Origin of the sequence: Halalkalibacter oceani (genome assembly GCF_023715605.1) — a bacterium.
GTDB lineage: Bacteria > Bacillota > Bacilli > Bacillales > Bacillaceae_D > Halalkalibacter > Halalkalibacter oceani.
In genome coordinates this window covers 82,044-100,930 of sequence record NZ_JAMBOL010000006.1, presented here as the reverse complement: position 1 = coordinate 100,930, position 18,887 = coordinate 82,044, and the positions used below count along the sequence as shown (strand labels likewise).

Below are 18,887 nucleotides of genomic sequence, written 5' to 3'. Positions count from 1 at the left end.
CCGCCGCGCCTTCATTTCTTTAGATTGAAAATTTTTCAATCGTCGCTTTCAGTTTTTTCGCCTGCTCGGAAAGCTCATGTGCCGTTCCGGCCATTTCACGAATCACGCTTGACTGCTGCTCTGTCATCGAGGAGATTTCGGTTGATCCGGCCGACGTTTCTTCGGCAATCGCCGCGACTTCCTGAGATTCATGTGTTGTTTTCTTAATCGATTCCATTTGCCGGTCAATCATTTGCGAAATTTCTGCAATGACAGCCGCCACCTCATGAACCGATTTTTCCACTTCGGTGATCGCTTCGTTTGTTTTTGTTCCATGTTCTGACTGCTCATTCGCGACTTTTACTTGCTCGCTGATTTGCTCGACGACATTTTTTACTTCTGACTGGATATTGTGAATCAAGTCTGTAATCCCCTGAACCGCCTGCGCACTTTCATCGGCCAGCTTCCGCACTTCATCGGCGACAACCGCAAAGCCTTTACCCTGTTCGCCGGCACGCGCTGCTTCGATCGAAGCATTTAAAGCAAGCAGATTCGTCTGTCCGGCGATATCCCCCACGAGGGAAATAATATCGCCGACTTCCTTCGCCTGGGTTTCAAGCCTGCCGACGACAGTCAATGACTTTTCATTATCAAGCGCCAGCTGCTTAATGCCCTGGACGAGAGAATCAACGACTTTTCTGCTTTCTGTTAGCGTATGTACCATTGCCTCGGATGATTCTTTCGATGTGTTGGCACGCGCCTGAACATTCTCAGCAATTTGCGCTACATCCTCCATCGACTCTGCCGTATTTTGAATCGCATTCGCCGAATTTTCCGCCCCCTGCGCGATTTCATCCATCGTCAAACCGATTTGTGACGCTTTTGAAGCGGCAACTTCAGAGGCGCTTGTGATTTCATTTACTTTCTTGTTTGTTTCATTAAAGTTATCATCAATGTCCTTAACCATATGACGCAGGCTTCTCAGCATTTCGTTGTAAGCGAGTCCGAGCGACCTGATTTCATCATCGGACTTCGACACTTTTATATCGTGCTGGATATCGCCGGCAGCTGCCAGCCGGGCCGCCTGCTCAATTTCTTTAATCGGCTTTGTAATCAATGGCGCGAACAGATAACCGAGCACACCGCTCCAGAAAACACCTTTTATTAATGTAAAGACGATAAAGGCCTCGCGACTAATCCCAAACTTTCCTTCCAATAAATCAGCTAAAACGAAAATAAAAATAGCACTAAACCCGAATGTTACAACGGCTAATCCACTAATTCCAATAACCAGCTTTTTCCTGATGCTGGCCCGATAGCTCTTTTTTTCCCCCACCTCATGTCTCCACCTTTCACAAATTCGCTAGTTTGTGTGTTAACTTGTCCAAGCATCTTTCAATTTCCTTTGCTGTTTGCCGGTAGTCCTCAAGTGAACCACCAATTGGATCAGCGATATCGACCTCCTCTGACTCGTCATCGACAAATTCCTTTAATGTGTGAACATGTTCACTTGTCTCAGGAAAGAGAAGCTGAATCGCCTCTTTATGAGACCTGGTCATCGTCAGAACAAGATCAGCCCAAGTCAATAAATCAGCAGACACGGCCTGAGAGGTATGATCGGGCGCTATCGCCTTTTCCTCCAGGATCGCCCTCGTCCCGTCAGATGCCGGCATGCTCGGCAGCGCATGAATTCCCGCCGACTTCACTTCAACATCAGCGGCACGGCTGCGCAGCAAGGCTTCAGCCATTGGACTGCGGCACGTGTTACCGGTACACACAAATAAAATCTTCTTTTTTGACAAGGCTATCAACTCCTGTTCATCCATCAATATTACTCCCAAAAAACACTTTTCTTTTTCATTTTTCTGTCTAGTTCCATCTTATCACATTCACACTAAAAACGGTACACGGGCTATCGATAAAGCCGGTCTTATATCGGCAGAAACAGCTTAATGCCAAAACCGATTAAGATGCAGCCGCCCAACAGCTCGCCATAGGCGCCGATATAATGCTGAAACCTGCGTCCCATCATCAATCCGGTCCAGGCGAGAAGCATGCTTGCCGCTCCGAACATCGCCACGGTGAGCAACGTTTTCGCTCCCAGCATCCCTAAGCCAAGTCCGGCTGAGAAGCTGTCTAGGCTGACGCTCAGCGCAAAAAGAAACATTCCCGCTCCATACGGCTTCAGCGTCGATTCTTCATTCGCCTTGAAAGCGGAGGCCACCATCTGCAAACCGATCAGAAACAGCAAGGCGCCGCCAATAAAGGTCGCCAGCATACTAAAATAACTGGATAGCACTTTTCCGGCAGCGACCCCTAACAGCGGCATAATCATATGAAAAATCCCAATTGTAAAACCGATTTGAAAGACTTGCCTCAGCCGCAGCCCAAGCATTCCGAGTCCAAGCGACACCGAAAATGCGTCCATCCCGAGCGCACTAGCCATAATAAATAACGCGACCCATTCGCTCATCCCACCACTCCTCATTACAGACATGCTCTCTCTACTCTATGCACGTCCAAAAACAAACATGTGTATGAGTGTAAGTGGCGGGACGGTCTTGTTTACAGCATTCTTCCCGCGGCGGCCTTTTCCAGCCGGTTCATAATTGCAATCCCGACGCCTTCAGCGGGGAATGTTTCTGCATAAATGACTTCCACCTCCGCATGGTCGAAGGCGCGTAAGCTCTCATACAAGTCAGCGGCTACTGTCGCCAGGCTGCTTCTTTTTCCACAGGCTTTGACGAGGTCGGCTTGATAATCGGCCTGGTGCTCAATTGTCGTCAGAACACCGACGCGCTTCCCCTCCGCCTTGGAACGGGCGACCAGCTCCGGAATGCGCGACCGGTCCTGGACGAGCCAGAGCGTGCCGGCAGGGGCGTAATGTGTATACTTCATCCCTGGCGACATCGGCGTTTCCTGTGCTGAATGAAGCGCAAGGTCGAGGGCGACCGGGCCGATTTCCGCTTCAATCTGCTCCTTTGTTACACCGCCGGGGCGGTAGAGAACGGGCACTGTGCCGGAACAGTCGAGGACGGTTGATTCCAGTCCGACGCCGGTTTTCCCTCCATCGACGATGCCGGCGATTTTATGATCGAGATCATGGCGGACATGCTCTGCCGACGTCGGACTTGGCTTCCCCGAGAGGTTGGCACTCGGCGCCGCAACAGGGACACCCGCCGCCTGAAGCAATGCGCTGGCGACAGGATGATCCGGCATTCTGACAGCGACCGTGTCAAGCCCGGCTGTTACACTTGGCGCGACCGCCGCTTTTTTCTTGAAAATGAGCGTCAGCGGACCCGGCCAAAAGCGGGCAATCAGCTTTTCCGCTTGTGGCGATATATCCGTCACCAGCTGATCGAGCTGCTGCCGCTCGGCAATATGCACGATCAGCGGATTGTCGCTCGGACGGCCCTTGGCCGCGAATATTTTGCGGACAGCCTGCTCATCTAAAGCGTTTGCTCCGAGGCCGTAAACGGTCTCTGTCGGGAAGGCGATAACCTCTCCTTTTTTTATCCACATCCCGGCTTCGTTTATTTGCGCCTTTGTTCGCTCCTGATCGATATTTTTATCCACAATCCAATACTCCGTATGTTCATAACTCACATCTCATCGCTCCTATCCTCTTCATTTTGCAGAGGATGTTTACCAATGTCAATCTGCCGCTTTCATTTCCTTAAAAAAACCGCCAAATCAAGGAGTGCGCCTCATTACCTGTTTTTCCCTTTTTTCTTTCTGTCTTGATTGGCCAAAACGAAAAAAACAAGTTATCCACTCCTGTGGATAACTTGTTAGTAAGTTATACTAATTCACATGCCCATAGTTTTGTGTCAAGTCCGATATTGCGTTGATAATGAGCCGAGCCCTGAATCGCTTCAGGCACCTCTTTCTCCTTCACTTCCCGAAAACCGAGCTGTTGAAACAGCGAATTTGTTCCTTTTGAGCAAAGATAAATTTTATCAAGCTCCTGCTCCTTCGCATATTGCAACACGAGTTGCAAAAACTCCAATGTCAGCTGTGCGTTCCAACTATTTGAATCGAGGACGAGTGAACGTAAAAGCCCGTCTCGTTCGTATTGTTCAATGCCAACCGTACCAATGAGCTGGTTTTCTTCATTTAACACGACGAGAAATCCCTCCAGATTTTGCTCGATGCCATCTTCACGCAAACCCGCTTTCGCAATCAGGTACTGAATCGCCAGCAAATCCTTCGCTTCAGCTCTCCGAACGACGATGCTCATGCCTTTCACCCTTTCATCATCTGCTTACTAGAGCTATATGCATGGCTTGTACACATTATGCCTGTTCAGAAGAAAAGATCCGGTCAACCAAATTCGAGAACAACTCGACAACAAAAAAGGCAACTTCGACTTCATCTTCCGCTTCCTCTTCCTGTTCACTTTCACTTCCTGTCTCCTGTCCGGTCTCCACCGCTTCCCCATTGGCCATCTCAAGAAAACAGAGCGGCGGGAATAACACACACCACCAATTTTCTCCTTTTCCTTCTCCGAGTGTAATCAGAACAGCATCATAAACCCCTGCCGGATAAACGAGATTCCCATACAGCTTCGTCGGAAATTGAACTTCGGTAAATTCAACCTGATACGACTGCTTAAGGCCGGCTTTTTCCAGCTCTTCGGCGACGATTTCTTCAATCGCGGAAAGATTGGACGAAATGACGTCCTTCGCTTCCTCCACACTATCGAGTTCAACGGCCCATTCACTGATCGCCTGATTGACCTGATCGCGAATCGCCCGCTTTACCGCCTGATCGCCAATCGCGTCGCTGTTGCCGAGAATCCGTAAACGGATTGCCTCTTCGGCACTGACTTCCTGATGCAAGGTGGCAACCGCCTTGGCGTTTTGCTCTTCCCAGCTCAATACAAGGACAAATAACGAGAATAATAGATAAATAATAACTGTTGGTTTCATTTTGAAGCACCACCCTTTCACCAGCCATTGTCGCCAGGGTGGTGCTTCTTTAAACCTATCAGTCTTCGACAAAAAACTAGCGGCCTTTAATGGAGCTTGCCGTAAGCGAGTACGATCCGCTCTTTTCCGTTAATATCGCGGCGAATTTCTGTCTCCGCTTTTGGAAAAGCATGCTGCAGCATGTCTCTGACAGCTTCAGCCTGCCCAATGCCGACTTCAAAAGCGATGATTGCTTCCGCCTTTACGACAGCAGGAAGCTGCCCAATCATCCGGCGATAGAGCACAAGGCCATCTTCACCGCCGAACAGGGCGAGATGGGGCTCGTGGTCTTTGACATGAATAGCCAGCTCCTGTTCATCTGCCAGTGGAATATAAGGTGGATTGGAAACAACGATATCCATTTTTAGCCCGCGCTCCAGCAACGGCTCCAGCAAATCACCTCGCAAAAAGGAAACGTCAGCGCCAAGCCCGGCGGCATTTCTTTCAGCGATCTTTAAAGCCGCTTCGGAAAGATCAACGGCATACAGTTCGATCTCCGGCGCTTCCAGCGCAAGGGTGACAGCAATCGCCCCGCTGCCTGTGCCGATATCGGCCGCCGTCACCGGGCGATCAGCGAAACGTGACGCCTTCAGCCCGAGAACCGCTTGCACGAGCTCCTCTGTTTCCGGACGGGGGATCAGGACATCGGAATTCACGATGAACTTACGGCCATAAAACTCTTCGTAGCCGATTAGATGCTGAACGGGAATGCCTTCCGCATGGCGGGCGAGATCCTGCTTCAGCCTCGTGATCAGTTCATCGGGGACAGGATCATGTAGCCTCATCAGCAGCTGCGCCCGATCAAGCTGTAAATAATGACGGAGCAGCCACTCCGCAACAGGCTGTTCCAGCGACCTTTGCTCCAAAAAAGAAGAAGCCCAGCGAAGGGCCTCATGCAATGTCATTGTCTTCATTTATTGCTGCTCCGCCCGTTTCATCGCGTCTGCCTGTTCTTCAACAATCAGCGCATCGATGATTTCGTCGAGCTTTCCTTGCAGGATTTGTTCAAGCTTCTGCAAGGTCAGGCCGATGCGGTGATCTGTCACCCTGCTCTGCGGAAAGTTATACGTGCGGATACGCTCGGAGCGATCACCTGTACCGACAGCCAGCTTACGATTCTCATCGTATTCGGCCTGCACCTCACGCTGAATCTTGTCATAGACGCGGGCGCGCAGTACCTTCATCGCTTTTTCCTTGTTCTTGATCTGCGACTTTTCATCCTGACAGGAGACGACCGTTCCTGTTGGAAGATGCGTAAGACGGACAGCAGACATCGTTGTATTTACACTTTGTCCCCCCGGTCCACTTGAAGCAAAGGTGTCGACGCGGATATCCTTTTCATGGATTTCCACTTCGACCTCTTCCGCCTCCGGCAAAACGGCAACGGTCGCCGTCGACGTGTGAATCCGTCCGCCTGATTCGGTTTGCGGCACGCGCTGAACACGGTGGGCGCCGTTTTCATACTTCAGCTTGGAGTACGCCCCTGCTCCGTTAACGGTGAAGATGATTTCCTTATAGCCGCCAAGCTCGGTCGTCGTCGCCTCAATCACTTCTGTTTTCCAGCCTTGTGACTCAGCATAACGGGTATACATTTTATAAAGGTCGCCGGCAAACAGCTGGGCTTCATCTCCCCCGGCAGCTCCGCGGATTTCGACGATAACGTTCTTATCATCGTTAGGATCCTTCGGTAAAAGAAGAACTTTAAGACGCTCTTCCAGCTCCTGCTTGCGCGAAGACAGCTCGTCAATTTCTTCCTTGACCATCGCATGCATTTCGTCATCAAGCTTCTCTTCCAGCATCGCCCGGGCATCCTGATGCTGGGCAACCACTTCCTTATACTCTCTGAAAGCCGCTACCGTTTCCTGCAAATCAGCCTGTTCTTTCGAATACTCGCGCAGCTTCTTTGAGTCATTTATAATATCAGGATCACTTAATAGCTCGTTCAGACGATCATAACGATCCTCTACTGATTGTAATCGATCTAACACGGTTTTCACCTCATTACCTATTTCCAGTCCATAACAGTCTAATTATAGTATACCGATCGAACCTGGTCAATGTGAGCTCCGTTTCGCACGGAAAAGATTTTCGCTTAGCTTTGGCGGACAGCGGGAATACTATATAGACGATTCAGAACAGAGAGGTGAGGAGATGAACTACGTAATTATTGGCGGGGATGCCGCCGGAATGAGCGCGGCGATGCAAATTGTCAGGCATGACCCGACGGCGAGTGTGACGACGCTTGAAATGGGCGACGATTATTCGTACGCGCAGTGCGGACTGCCTTATTTGATTGGCGGACTGATTGATGATCCTGATCAACTCGTGGCTCGCACTGTCGAAACATTTCGTCGTAAATACAAAATTGACGCGCGCACCCGTCATGAAGTGACCGGGATCGACCCGACGGCCAGACGCGTCTTCGGTGAACATTTTGACCTTACATATGACAAGCTGTTGATTGCCACGGGAGCGCGTCCATTCCTTCCTTCATGGGAAGGGAAGAGCTTGGACGGCGTCCATACATTGAAAACGATCCCCGACGCGAGGCGGCTGCTACGTGAACTGAAGCAGGATGTGGACAATGTGGTGATTATCGGCGGAGGATATATTGGACTGGAGATGGCGGAAAATTTCGCCGCCCGTGGAAAGCAGGTTACAATCGTTGAGCGCAATTCCCAGCTGGCGACGATCTTTGATCCCGATCTGGCCGAACATATTCACGCCGAGGCAGAGAAAAACGGGATCAAGCTTGTGTTCGATCAGGAAGTTCAGGCACTCGGCGGTACCAAGCGGGTCGAGGAGGTCGTTACGGATAAGCAGACGCTCCCGGCCGATCTCGTTCTTGTCGCCATCGGCGTCAGGCCAAATACCGATTTTGTAAAAGGAAGCGGAATCGAGCTGAGTGAAAACGGGGCGATTAAAGTCAATGCCTTTATGGAAACAAACCTCGCTTCGATTTATGCCGCCGGCGATTGCGCGACTCAATATCACCGGATTAAAGAGCGCGATGATTATATCCCGCTTGGAACTCATGCCAACAAACAGGGCCGAATTGCCGGCATCAATATGAGCGGAAGACCGAGAAGCTTCAAAGGAATCGTCGGCACCTCGATTGTAAAATTCTTTTCTCTCACCTTGGGACGAACCGGACTTTCCAAAAGGGAAGCCGAGCAGCACGGCATTCCTTATCAGGCTGTCACTGCCGAGCTCCCCCAGCATGCCTCTTATTATCCGGGGGCTGAGAAGCTGCTGATCCGGCTGTTGTATCAGCCGAACACCGGGCAGCTGCTCGGCGCGCAGCTCTTCGGACGGGACGGTGTCGACAAACGCCTTGATGTACTCGCCACCGCCCTTTACCATGGCATGACGATGCAGGAGCTCGAAGACCTCGACCTCGCTTACGCCCCGCCGTACAATGGCGTCTGGGACCCTGTGCAGCAGACAGCACGCCGCAAATAAGGAAGCTGCTGAAAAAATACGATTTTCACTTTTTCAGCAGCTTCCAAGTAAAAGAGGTTTAACCGCGCAGTCGAAGCTGGTTCGGTCTCTTGCTCTGAGGGGCACAAGCCAGGAGATGATGGAATGCTTAAGGGGCTGGCCAAAAGGTAACAACAACCTTTTTGGCCAGCCCCTGCTTCTATTCCCGAATATGGACTTGATAACGAGGAATTTGCTGCTGCAAAGCTTCTTTCAGCTTAGTCATTTCAGCTTTTTTCTGCTGTGCGTCAAGCTCCGGCGGCGGCGTCACCTTCACATAAGCATGGCTGCCGGCAATCACGACCATTCCCATTTCAAAGCCAAACTGGTCATGGATAATTTGATGAATAAGCGATTGGTCGTCGCCGAGGTTTTGCCGTTCATTCGTTAATGTCCGAAAGCTGGTGCTCGTTGTGTTTTCCTCGCCGCGGTGAGAGTAGGTTGGCCGTTGCCGGATGCCACTATACATCATCGGACCGGGACCGAACAGGCCGTACATGACATTGCCCTCATGAGCAAGAGCCGAGACCGCCTGTCCTTGTTCTCCTCCCTGACCTGCGCAGCCGACAAGCAGCAGAAATGCCGCCAGCAGAACAGCTTTTACTTTTGTCATTCTGAAACACCTCCATGCCGCCTACAATGAGGCTGCATGAGTAGCTTGCCCAATTAAGCCTGATTATCTCTGTTAGTTTCCCCCAGCGGCGGATTTCGATAGCATTTGCGACAGACCGGATAATAGGACTCGTTGCCGCCAATTTTAATTTGCTCCCCGGTGTAAACAGGCTGATCATTTTCAACGCGCAACGCCATGATCGCTTTACGTTCGCAGAACCAGCAAATTGTTTTCATTTCTTCAATTTTATCAGCATAAAGCAGCATATATTTGCTGCCTTCAAACAGTTCATTTTGGAAGTCGTTTTTCAAGCCGAAGCCCATCACTGGAATGTCCAGCTCATCGACAATCCGCGTCAGTTGGATAATATGATGCTTATTCAAAAACTGGCACTCATCAATGAGCACGCAAGCCGGTTTTCGTTGAAGATCGCGAATGTATTCAAAAATGTCAGTGTCGCTAAAAATCGGCACAGCTTTCCGTCGAAGACCGATGCGGGAAGAGACATAACCCACTTCATCGCGCGTATCAACCGCCGATGTTAAAATAACGACATGCTTGTTCTGCTCTTCATAATTATGAGCCACTTTCAAAATTTCAATTGATTTTCCACTGTTCATTGCACCGTATTTAAAAAATAATTGCGCCAAAATAAATCTCCCTTGCGATAAGTTTTCCCCTTGCTTATGATCATGACCATGCAAAATTATAGCAGGTTTAGCATACAGTTGAAAGTTCAAAACGACCTGTTTCAGCAAGAGAAACGGCCGATTAATGCAGGCGATGTTTTACGGGTAATCTCTTCGATCTAAAAACGAGGCTGGCCAAAAGGTTGTTTTTTTTATCCCTTTTGGCTCAGCCTCTATGCAATGAGCGCCACGATCTTTTCATGAGTTTGGTTTTCTTAGTCATCCGCCATCCCAGCGCCGAAATAAGCGGGCGTCAATCTCAAATTGGTCAAGCGCCTTGCCAATCGTCTGATTGACAATATCATCAATCGTTTTCGGCTTATGATAAAAGGACGGAACCGGTGGAAGGATCACGCCGCCCATTTGAGTAATGATTGTCATATGCTGCAAATGGCTTAAGTTAAAAGGCGTTTCCCTGACGATCAGAACGAGCTTCCGTCTTTCCTTCAGCTGAACATCCGCCGCTCTTGTAATCAGTTCATCGTTAAAGCTGTTGGCAATCGCCGATAATGTTTTGATCGAACATGGCGCGACGATCATCCCGTCGACTTTAAACGAACCGCTGGAGATCGCTGCGCCAATTTCCTCCTGTCCATACACCGACGTCGCCAGAGCCTGGACGTCTTCGACCGTATAATCGGTTTCATATTCAATCGTCTGCTTCGCCGCATTACTGATGACAGCGTGACTTTCCATCCCTAATTTTTGCAATACTTCAAGCGTACGAATCCCGTAAATGGCCCCACTCGCACCTGATATTCCGACGACAATTTTTTTCATATTAGCCTTCCTCGTCTGTCCTTTGTATTCTTTGCAAATAAGACTGATACTCCTCTCTTGTATCAATATCCTCAGGAAGCTGTGCAGTTACATGGAGGCTAAACACCTGATCCTGATGCTGACGAATAAGCTGCCGCGCCCCCTGATCTCCCGTTACCGTAAGCAACTCCGGAAAAAAGCTTCTTGAAAAAAGAACCGGATGTGAGCGGGTTGTCCGATAGACCGTCTGAATAATCGGATAACGTTGCTTCTCATAAAGCTCAATCAGCTGATCGAGCGCCGCTTCTTCCATATCCGGCTGATCACCAAGCAATATGATCGCCGCTTCGGCGTTCCGCTCCTTGACATAGTGAATGCCCGCTTTCAACGAAGAACTCATACCGTCCCGCGATTCATCATTGGCGAGAGGGACAAGCGGAAACTCGGCTACCGCATCAGCGACGGCGGGCACGTCAGCATTATAGACAAGCACGACGCCACTTGCCTTCGCCCGGCAGGCGGTCCCCGCTACCCTGGTAATAAGCGGCTTCCCGTCCGGCAGTGGGAGAAGCAGCTTCGGCTCCCCCATCCGTCGCGAGTAACCGGCCGCTAAAATGATAATCCAAATGTTTTTCTCACTCATAGCTCCACCTCATATGGGCAATCGGATGATCTTGCTTTCCATTTTGAAAAGCGATCAGCTCACTAAGGATACTGACGGTAATTTCCTGGGGAGAAGACGCGCCGATCTCCAACCCGACCGGTGAATACAGCTTGTCAAGCCATTCCTTTTCAACTTGCAGTCCGTTTGCTTTTACCCCATCGAGCAGCATGCGAATCCGCCCGCGCGATCCGAGCACGCCGAGAAAAGGAAAGGAAAGCGGCAGCAAATGATGGAGCGCAAGCTGATCCAGCTCCAGATTATGAGTCATCAGGACACAATAGGTTGCAGCATCTGGCTGCAGTTCAGCAAAGTCTCCCCTGCTCACTAAAACTGTTTCATACCGGTCAAAATATGTTTGCAAATAGGCTTCGCGGTGATCGACGACAGAAACGCGCCAATCGAGTTCGTACGCCCCTTTCGCCAACAGCACGGCGTCAGGCCCGGCGCCGATAATCATCAACCGCGGTCGGGGTGTGACCGATTCATGAAAAAGCGTAACAGCCACGCCATCCAGCTCTGTCTCCTGTAAGCCCGTGACCTTTTCCCCGCTTTGTCCAGCAGGAGTGCGCCAATGACTTCCCGCTGGGTAACGATCCTCATCACCGGATTCCACAACGGTCGTGAACAAATACGGTTCATCCGCGGTTAACCGCCGGCCAAGCTCCTCAGCCAGCCGACTGGCACCCTGCCGGTCATTGACCGGATCAAACGGCTGAAGCAGCACGGTAATGACCCCATTGCAGCCTACCCCAAGACCCCAGACTTCTTCTTCCGACCAGCGAAAATCATACGTAAGCTTTTTCGGATGATTTGATTGCAGAACATCCCGCGCATGAGCAGCTAAATCAGGCTCGACGCATCCCCCGCTGATCATTCCGGTCACCTCTCCGCCGGGATCAATGACGGCCCGGGCTCCTTCACGACGGTAGGCGGACCCTTTTACATCAATAATGGTGGCAAGGACGGCACGTTTGTTTTCATGTAAAGCATCAATCAACTTGTGATAAACATCTCTCATCCCGTCACCTTCGATTTCTGTTTTCTCCCTTGGACGCCAGGATGCCGCTCCAAGGTATGATCAATCCCTACCCTTTTAGCGCAGCGGCCATCCCTGTTTTCTTATTTCGGCACATTCAAGACAAGCCGTTCATTCATAGTCATTAGCCAAACGCCAAACAGCTTCCGGATTTAGTGGTAATGCCCGGCCCCGCTTTCCAATTGCCTGGGCAATTGCATTGGCAATCGCTCCCGGAACCGGATCAATCGCGACTTCACCAACTGATTTAGCGCCGAATGGTCCATGCGGATCCGAGCCGTCAATAAAGGCAATTTCAATTGGCGGTATATCCGCTGCCCCCGGCATCCGATAGTCCATGATCGTCGGATTTTGCACCCTTCCTTCCTTCACCTTCAGCTCTTCCATCGTCACCCAGCCGATTCCTTGCGCGACAGCCCCATAAACCTGGCTTTTCGCGCCGACTTCATTAATAATTGTGCCGGAATCGTGGACAGCCCAGTAGCCGACGAGCTTAACCCGGCCTGTATCAGGATCGACTTCAACTTCAGCTACATGGGCAGTAAACGGATAGTTTGGCGATGGATGACCGTAATACGTCTTATCCGGCCGATCCGTGTCTGGGCTGTACGTCGCCCGTACAGTGAGCTGGTCGCCGGCGTGCAGCCCGCGATAGCTTGCCGCAAGCTCTTCTAAGGTCAGGACGCGGTCATTCACTTGAATGCCTTCGTAACAGAAAACGCCATCTTCTCCCGTCGTCTCCTTCACGAGCTCCAGCATTTTTCTCTTTACTTCCTTCGCGGCAAGGTGAACTGCGTTACCGCCCATGACCGTACTGCGGGAAGCAAGCGTTCCGATACCGAACGGATTCCGCTCCGTATCACCGGACTTTACAAGAATTTGATCAGCGCTGATTCCCAGCTCCTTCGCGGCGATAGTGGCATACGTTTGCGTCATTCCCTGGCCAAGCTCGATTTCACCAGTCTGGACGATCAGCTCCCCGGCGGAAGATAATGTGATGACGGCTGTTGAGCCTTCAAAGCGCGGATCAATTCCGCGGAAGCCCGAGACATGGTTTCCAAGCGCCATCCCGAGGCCGCGGTTTGGCGGCAGGTCTTTCTTCCGCTCCCAGCCCGAGATTTCCTTCACTTTTTCAATACATTGATCGAGCTTACAGCTGTCCAATTGATAGCCGTGAATCGTCACATCCTTTTCACGGACGATGTTTTTCATTCTGATTTCACTCGGATCCATTTCCAACGCTTCCGCCAGTTCATCAATAATGCTTTCAACGGCAAACAGCATTTCGGCGTTCCCGAAGCCGCGCATACATGTCGTTGGGCTTATATTCGTATAGCATAAATGCCCTTCGGCGCGGACGTTCTGGAAATGATAGACACCATCCGGCCGCGTGCAAGCCGTGGCGACAATGTTCGGGCTCCAGTAAATGCGCGCTCCTGCATTAGCATAGACCGTAGCATCTTTGTACACAAAACGCCCCTCTTCATCGGCACCGATTTCAACTTCCATCTTGAGCGGGACACGCGGATGGGCGCTGATCATATCCTCTGTACGATTTAAGACGATTTTTACCGGGCGGGCGGCGGCTTTGCTTAACGCGCACGCAATCAAATGCATTTTTAACACATATTTCGCGCCGAATGAGCCTCCGATTGGCGGAATGATGATTCTTACTTTGTCTTCAGGCAAACCAAAGGCAGCGGCATACGTTTCCCTTGCTAAATAAGGGATATGCGACCCGGCCCACAGCGTAACGCCATCTTCCTCCGACCAGCTGGCAATCGCAGCGATCGGCTCGAGATGTCCTTGATAAATCGGATTGATGACGTAGGTTCCGCCACGGACGACCGCCGCTTTTTCCTTCCCTACTTTTACGTCGCCGCGCTCCAATTGAAGATGCATCGGCCGATTATCCGGGGCGCTGCTATGCAAAACAGGGGCGTCTTCCAGCATCGCATCCTCTGTTTCAAAAATAGCCGGGAGCACCTCATATTCAACTTCAATCGCCTCCAGCGCTGCCTCGAGAGCCGCTTTCGACTCTGCTGCGACTGCCGCGACTTCATCCCCGATAAAAAGCACCCGTTCCTCGGCTAAAATGTTCCAATCTTTAAAGCGCGTCGGTCCAAATGGTGGATGGGGAACATCCGCCGCCGTGATGACGGCCACGACGCCGTCGATCGCTTTCGCCTTTGTTGTATCGATTCGGACAATGTTGGCATGCGGATGCGGGCTGCGCAATATTCCGCCAATCAATTGACCTGGCAAATTCATATCCTCAATAAATTTTGTTTTCCCGCTCAGCTTGTTCATATGAGCATGCGGGGATTTAACGTTGGAGGTCATGGGCCTTCTCCTCCCTATTCAATACTTTCTCAACTGCCTGGAAAATACTCTGATATCCTGTACAGCGGCATAGATTATTTTTCAACGCCGCGCGGACGTTTCCGGCAAATTGTTCAGGCTTTTGGATGTAGGCAGATAAGGTCATCATAATCCCCGGAGTGCAAAAGCCGCACTGCACGCCGCCCGTCTCCATCATCGCCTCGCTCAAATGCTGGAAGGTTTCCGTTTCGGCGACGCCTTCAATCGTTTCCACTTCCGCCCCTGCTACAGCAGCGACCGGGAGAATACATGAAATCGTCGGTTTGCCGTCGACCATCACGGTACAGGCCCCGCACTCTCCCGTCTGGCAGCCAATCTTCGTTCCTGTTAAACCGGCCTCTTCACGGATATAACTGACAAGCGGACGGGTTGGATCACCATTCCAGCTTTTTTCCTGTCCATTTATCCGAAGCGTTATATTCTGCTTGCTGTCCATTGTTGCCTCCTTCTATGATCCTTGTCTGCTTATGTGTCCAAGAGACTGGAATCAAACACTTCATCCTTCGTGAAGGTTCTTGAGATAAGCCCGTCCTCTTTCAAATAGTGCATAAAGCTTTCAATTTGCGCCCAATTCTGCTTCAACCCATAAGGCCAGATGTCATCGCCAAGCAGCTTGGCTGACTTTTCGGCAGCTTCCCATAAAAACGGCGCCGATGTTTCGTTTTTCACCGTTTCAAACAGGCGAAGCTGCGCCTGCTGCTTTTCCTTTAAGAACAATTCATAGACCTGCTTTGGCAGCTGAGGATCGTTCTCTACCGCTTCCTTACGCAGGGAAACGAGATGCATAATCGGGAAAATGCCCGTGCGCTCGTAATAATCACGTTCGACTGTCCAGACATCAGGAATGAGGCGACGGATTTGTCCCCCTTCTCCGGTCAGAGAAAAGTATTCCGCCGGCGGTCTTCTAGCTGTCATAATCGCATCGACCTCACCATCAACCAATGCCTTGAAAATATCGCCCGATTCCGCCTGCTTCGCCGGAGTATCGACAGGAATCCGCTCCGGCCGGTACGTCACCCAGTTCAGTTCCTCCGTCGCGACATTCCACTCATGACGGAAGTAGGCGCGCACCCAAACCGCGGCCGTCATTTGATATTCAGGCACCCCGAAGCGGCGCCCTTTCAATTCACTAGGATGCTGCCACGGCGCATCGGAACGGACATATATCGCATTATGACGAAAAGAGCGCGACAGAAAAACCGGGATCGCCGTCAGCCGCTTTTCACCTTTGCTAAGACCGATCAAATAGGAGGCAAGCGACATTTCCGCAATATCATAGCTTGCTTCCGACACTTGCTTTTCAAAGATTTCCTCGACCATCGTGCTTTTAAGCTCAAGATCATATGCAGCAAGCGCAGCCTGGCCGCTAATAATGGATTGAGTCCGGTCGCTTTTTGAAACGGCAAGACTTAATGTTTTTTTCATGATTCTCTCCCCGCCTTTGCTGTAAGCTTCATCAATGCTTTTTTGACGAATACCTTGACCATTTCCTTTCGATATTCAGCGCTCGCGCGGACATCGGAAATCGGCTGACATTCATTTGCATAGAGCCGGGCAATGCCCGCGATCGCTTCTTCGGTCAGCTCAGTCCCGTTCAGCTCGTCATTACTCAACGCGACAACCGTTGTATTGGCAGCACCGACAGCGATCTTGATCCATTCCTTCTCTGCGCCCGCTCCTTTTACAACCGTGGCTACCGACACTAAAGAAATATCCGTTCCGCCGCGCTGGTCATGCCGCAAAAATGTTTGCGGGACACCGACGACCTCATGCGGGATAAAAACACTCGTTATCATTTCATCATCCTGAAGCACCGTTGTCTTCGGCCCGGTGACAAAGTCAGCAGCTGCGACTTTTCTCGTGCCAGTACGGCTCGCCAACGTTAACACGGCTCCATAGGCGATTAATGGCACGATCATATCCGCGGCGGGTGACGCATTGGCAAAATTACCGCCAATCGACGCCCGGTTTTGAATTTGCCAGCCGCCGACGACTTGACATGCTTCGCGGAGCGCGGCGAGCCCTTCCGTCACCGGACTTTGCCACAGTTCCGCCGCCGTTACCGCTGCGCCAATTTCAATTCCTTCCGCCGTCTGCTCAAGACGCTGCAGCTCGGGAATATGCTGAATGTCAAGCCACGACCTGGTCGGACTCTGCTTCTTTCTTGCTTCCCAATTCACGAACAAGTCCGTTCCTCCACATACAATCGTCGGCTGCTCCTCAGCAAGAAGCGCAAGCGCTTGTTTCAAATTATCCGGTCGATACCACATTCGTTCTTCACCGCCTATTCGATTGCTGTCGTTAAATCCTTCACCCAAGGTCGCGCGGCTAAAGGTTCGATTTTTTGTTCACTGTTTTCTTCCGCCCGGATGCTGCACAGGTAGCCGGCCTTACCGTCAACGACGGCCATACACTCTTTGCAGGCGTTGGCCGACCGGCAGGAATAGCGGACAGCCAAAGTCGGATCCTTATGCTCCCTGATCCAGAAAATGGCATCAAGCAGACTCATTCCTTCGACAAAAGGAACCTGGTACGTTTCTTCATGCTTCCCTTCTTTTTCGCTTCCGCGAGTGATGTGCAATGTAATCTCTGCCATATGTACCTTCCTCCTTTTATTCCATCTCCACTTTATTGAACGTCCATTCTCCTGCCTCATTAAGCGTAAATAACGAGCTGTACGCTTTCTCAAGCTGCTCCGGATAGTCAAGTCTGACGTGAGCGCCCCGTGTTTCCTTACGTTCGATCGCTCCTTGAATGATCGCCTTCCCTAAACGGGCCATATTGACCGCTTCGATCTTTTCCACCAGCGAAAGTGCATAGCTGTCTTGCGGTGCAAGCGCCACTTCTTTTACTTCGGCTTCCACCTGCTCAATTTCGCCAAGTGCCTGCTGAAGCTCCCCTTCCGTTCTTAACGGACCGGAACCTTTCCAAAGAATTTTCTGGATTTTTCGTCTCAGCCCAAGAATCGAGTCCTCGTCCTTTTCCACTTTCTCCGGATACCAGAACGCCTGAAGCTGCGCCCATTCCTGTTCCAATTCTTTCTTTACAATCTCATCCTCACGCTGCTGCAAGTCCTTTGCCGCTGTTTCCCCGGCAATTCTTCCCGTCACAAGCGCTTCTGTAATCGCGTTGCCGGACAGCCGGTTCGCCCCGTGCATGCCATAAATCAGTTCGCCACAGGCAAGCAAATTCGGCACAGTTGTTTTCATCGCCTTATCCACTTTAACGCCCCCGAGCATAAAATGGGCCATTGGCGCAACTTCAACCATTTGCTTCGTCAAATCAACGCCCTGCGACTTCAAAATATCGATCACCGGCCCGAAGCCTTCTTTCAGCTTGTCCTCCGGAACCATTCGGAAATCAAGGTAAGCGCCGCCATGCTCTGAGCCTCGTCCGGCCTCAACCTCTTTAAAAATCGCATAGCTTGTTAAATCTCTCGTCGCCGTGTACTTCCCGGCTACTTCTCCATTGTAGCGCTGCATAAATTCCTCATGCTCGCCATTTAACAGCCTTCCACCAAGCTTATAGCGGAATGGGTCCCACATAATCGGGTCAATTCCGACTAATGGAGGAAACAGATGAGCGATCGGGAAAAACTGCACCATTTCCATGTCGCGCAATTCACCGCCGGCTTCTGCCGCTAAAATAAAGCCGTCCCCGGTCATATTCGATGACGCACTGTTGCGCTCGTACACTTCTGTCAGTCCACCTGTCGCCAAAATGACCTGTGAAGCAGAAATGCTGATTGGCACCATATCCTCCATTGAAAAGCCAACGGCCCCGACGACGCGCCCTTCGTGTTTCACCAGGCGGGTAATCATGACATTTTTCAGCCGGGTAATCTTTTCATCTTTCCAAATCGCGCGCTTTAAGCCGTTTGCCGTTGCACCGCCCGTATTTAAAATATCGACATAGACACAGCGGCGCTTCGAATGACCGGGAGATACAACCTGAGACCGTTTACCATCCTCCGTTCGCGCCCATTTCACCCCGTAACCTTCAACCTCATTGATCACTTCAGGTCCTCTTTCAACAATCGCCCTAATAATTTCAGCGTCGCCTAAGCCACGGCTTCCGACCATCGTATCTTCAAAATGAAGCTCGGTGCTGTCCTCTTCGGCTTCACCTAAAGCGACAGCGACCGTCATTTGGGCAATAATTGTTGCTCCGCCCCGTCCAATCAAGCTTTTGTCAGCAATGATGACATTCGCTCCTTCATCCGCCGCAGCCCGGGCGGCCATCATCCCGGCCGCCCCTGATCCGACGACTAATACATCCGTTTCATAGTTGTTTGCTGTCATCACATTCGCTCCTC

At 51.1% G+C, this 18,887-nt stretch carries 20 protein-coding genes; 1 reads left to right on the top strand and 19 read right to left on the bottom strand.

The genetic code is table 11. The features are described from left to right. Positions 1-19 precede the first annotated feature (19 nt). The 8 genes from M3202_RS09240 to prfA all read right to left on the bottom strand — a co-directional run bounded on the left by M3202_RS09240 (position 20) and on the right by prfA (position 6,937). A complete protein-coding gene (locus tag M3202_RS09240; RefSeq protein ID WP_251223063.1) occupies positions 20-1,315 on the bottom strand; it encodes a methyl-accepting chemotaxis protein in 1,296 nt (431 codons plus the stop codon). A 16-nt stretch (positions 1,316-1,331) separates the two neighbouring features. Beyond that, a complete protein-coding gene (locus tag M3202_RS09235) occupies positions 1,332-1,805 on the bottom strand; it encodes a low molecular weight protein arginine phosphatase (protein ID WP_251223062.1) in 474 nt (157 codons plus the stop codon). Positions 1,806-1,909: 104 nt separating this feature from the next. Next, positions 1,910-2,452: a manganese efflux pump MntP gene (locus M3202_RS09230; protein WP_251223061.1), complete on the bottom strand. Its 543-nt coding sequence runs from the start codon at positions 2,450-2,452 to the stop codon at positions 1,910-1,912. Positions 2,453-2,544: 92 nt separating this feature from the next. After that, on the bottom strand, positions 2,545-3,585 hold the full coding sequence (locus M3202_RS09225) for an L-threonylcarbamoyladenylate synthase (RefSeq protein WP_251223060.1): 1,041 nt from the start codon (positions 3,583-3,585) through the stop codon (positions 2,545-2,547). A gap of 193 nt (positions 3,586-3,778) precedes the next feature. Beyond that, positions 3,779-4,219 carry a GNAT family N-acetyltransferase gene (locus M3202_RS09220; protein ID WP_251223059.1) on the bottom strand — a complete coding sequence of 147 codons (441 nt, stop codon included), beginning with the start codon at positions 4,217-4,219 and terminating at the stop codon, positions 3,779-3,781. Positions 4,220-4,274: 55 nt separating this feature from the next. Beyond that, positions 4,275-4,910 carry a stage II sporulation protein R gene (spoIIR, locus tag M3202_RS09215; protein WP_251223058.1) on the bottom strand — a complete coding sequence of 212 codons (636 nt, stop codon included), beginning with the start codon at positions 4,908-4,910 and terminating at the stop codon, positions 4,275-4,277. A gap of 86 nt (positions 4,911-4,996) precedes the next feature. Then, the gene (prmC, locus tag M3202_RS09210; RefSeq protein WP_251223057.1) at positions 4,997-5,863 is read right to left on the bottom strand and encodes a peptide chain release factor N(5)-glutamine methyltransferase; all 867 of its coding nucleotides are present in this window, start codon (positions 5,861-5,863) and stop codon (positions 4,997-4,999) included. Beyond that, a complete protein-coding gene (gene prfA, locus M3202_RS09205; protein ID WP_251223056.1) occupies positions 5,864-6,937 on the bottom strand; it encodes a peptide chain release factor 1 in 1,074 nt (357 codons plus the stop codon). A 163-nt stretch (positions 6,938-7,100) separates the two neighbouring features. On the opposite strand from prfA, the gene M3202_RS09200 reads away from it, so the two are divergent. Further along, on the top strand, positions 7,101-8,411 hold the full coding sequence (locus M3202_RS09200; protein ID WP_251223055.1) for an FAD-dependent oxidoreductase: 1,311 nt from the start codon (positions 7,101-7,103) through the stop codon (positions 8,409-8,411). A 178-nt stretch (positions 8,412-8,589) separates the two neighbouring features. On the opposite strand, the gene M3202_RS09195 is transcribed toward M3202_RS09200, so the two are convergent. From M3202_RS09195 to M3202_RS09145, 11 genes are all read right to left on the bottom strand, one after another. Next, the gene (locus M3202_RS09195) at positions 8,590-9,042 is read right to left on the bottom strand and encodes a hypothetical protein (RefSeq protein WP_251223054.1); all 453 of its coding nucleotides are present in this window, start codon (positions 9,040-9,042) and stop codon (positions 8,590-8,592) included. 53 nt (positions 9,043-9,095) lie between these two features. After that, positions 9,096-9,692 carry a thymidine kinase gene (locus M3202_RS09190; protein WP_251223053.1) on the bottom strand — a complete coding sequence of 199 codons (597 nt, stop codon included), beginning with the start codon at positions 9,690-9,692 and terminating at the stop codon, positions 9,096-9,098. 258 nt (positions 9,693-9,950) lie between these two features. Continuing rightward, on the bottom strand, positions 9,951-10,511 hold the full coding sequence (locus tag M3202_RS09185; protein WP_251223052.1) for a UbiX family flavin prenyltransferase: 561 nt from the start codon (positions 10,509-10,511) through the stop codon (positions 9,951-9,953). Between the two features lies 1 nt (position 10,512). Continuing rightward, on the bottom strand, positions 10,513-11,133 hold the full coding sequence (locus tag M3202_RS09180) for a nucleotidyltransferase family protein (protein ID WP_251223051.1): 621 nt from the start codon (positions 11,131-11,133) through the stop codon (positions 10,513-10,515). Further along, a complete protein-coding gene (locus M3202_RS09175; protein ID WP_251223050.1) occupies positions 11,126-12,172 on the bottom strand; it encodes an XdhC family protein in 1,047 nt (348 codons plus the stop codon). The genes M3202_RS09180 and M3202_RS09175 overlap by 8 nt, the downstream gene beginning before the upstream one ends. Before the next feature lie 129 nt (positions 12,173-12,301). Then, positions 12,302-14,533, bottom strand: coding sequence for a xanthine dehydrogenase family protein molybdopterin-binding subunit (locus tag M3202_RS09170; RefSeq protein ID WP_251223049.1), 2,232 nt, complete (start codon positions 14,531-14,533; stop codon positions 12,302-12,304). Then, a complete protein-coding gene (locus M3202_RS09165; RefSeq protein ID WP_251223048.1) occupies positions 14,517-15,008 on the bottom strand; it encodes a (2Fe-2S)-binding protein in 492 nt (163 codons plus the stop codon). Before M3202_RS09165 ends, M3202_RS09170 begins: the two co-directional genes overlap by 17 nt. A gap of 29 nt (positions 15,009-15,037) precedes the next feature. Further along, the gene (locus M3202_RS09160; protein WP_251223047.1) at positions 15,038-15,997 is read right to left on the bottom strand and encodes a substrate-binding domain-containing protein; all 960 of its coding nucleotides are present in this window, start codon (positions 15,995-15,997) and stop codon (positions 15,038-15,040) included. Further along, on the bottom strand, positions 15,994-16,842 hold the full coding sequence (locus M3202_RS09155) for an FAD binding domain-containing protein (protein WP_251223046.1): 849 nt from the start codon (positions 16,840-16,842) through the stop codon (positions 15,994-15,996). The genes M3202_RS09160 and M3202_RS09155 overlap by 4 nt, the downstream gene beginning before the upstream one ends. Before the next feature lie 14 nt (positions 16,843-16,856). Continuing rightward, complete coding sequence (locus tag M3202_RS09150) at positions 16,857-17,168, bottom strand: 2Fe-2S iron-sulfur cluster-binding protein (RefSeq protein ID WP_251223045.1); 312 nt, start codon at positions 17,166-17,168, stop codon at positions 16,857-16,859. Positions 17,169-17,184: 16 nt separating this feature from the next. Further along, a complete protein-coding gene (locus tag M3202_RS09145; protein WP_251223044.1) occupies positions 17,185-18,873 on the bottom strand; it encodes an FAD-binding protein in 1,689 nt (562 codons plus the stop codon). Between the last annotated feature and the right edge of the window lie 14 nt (positions 18,874-18,887).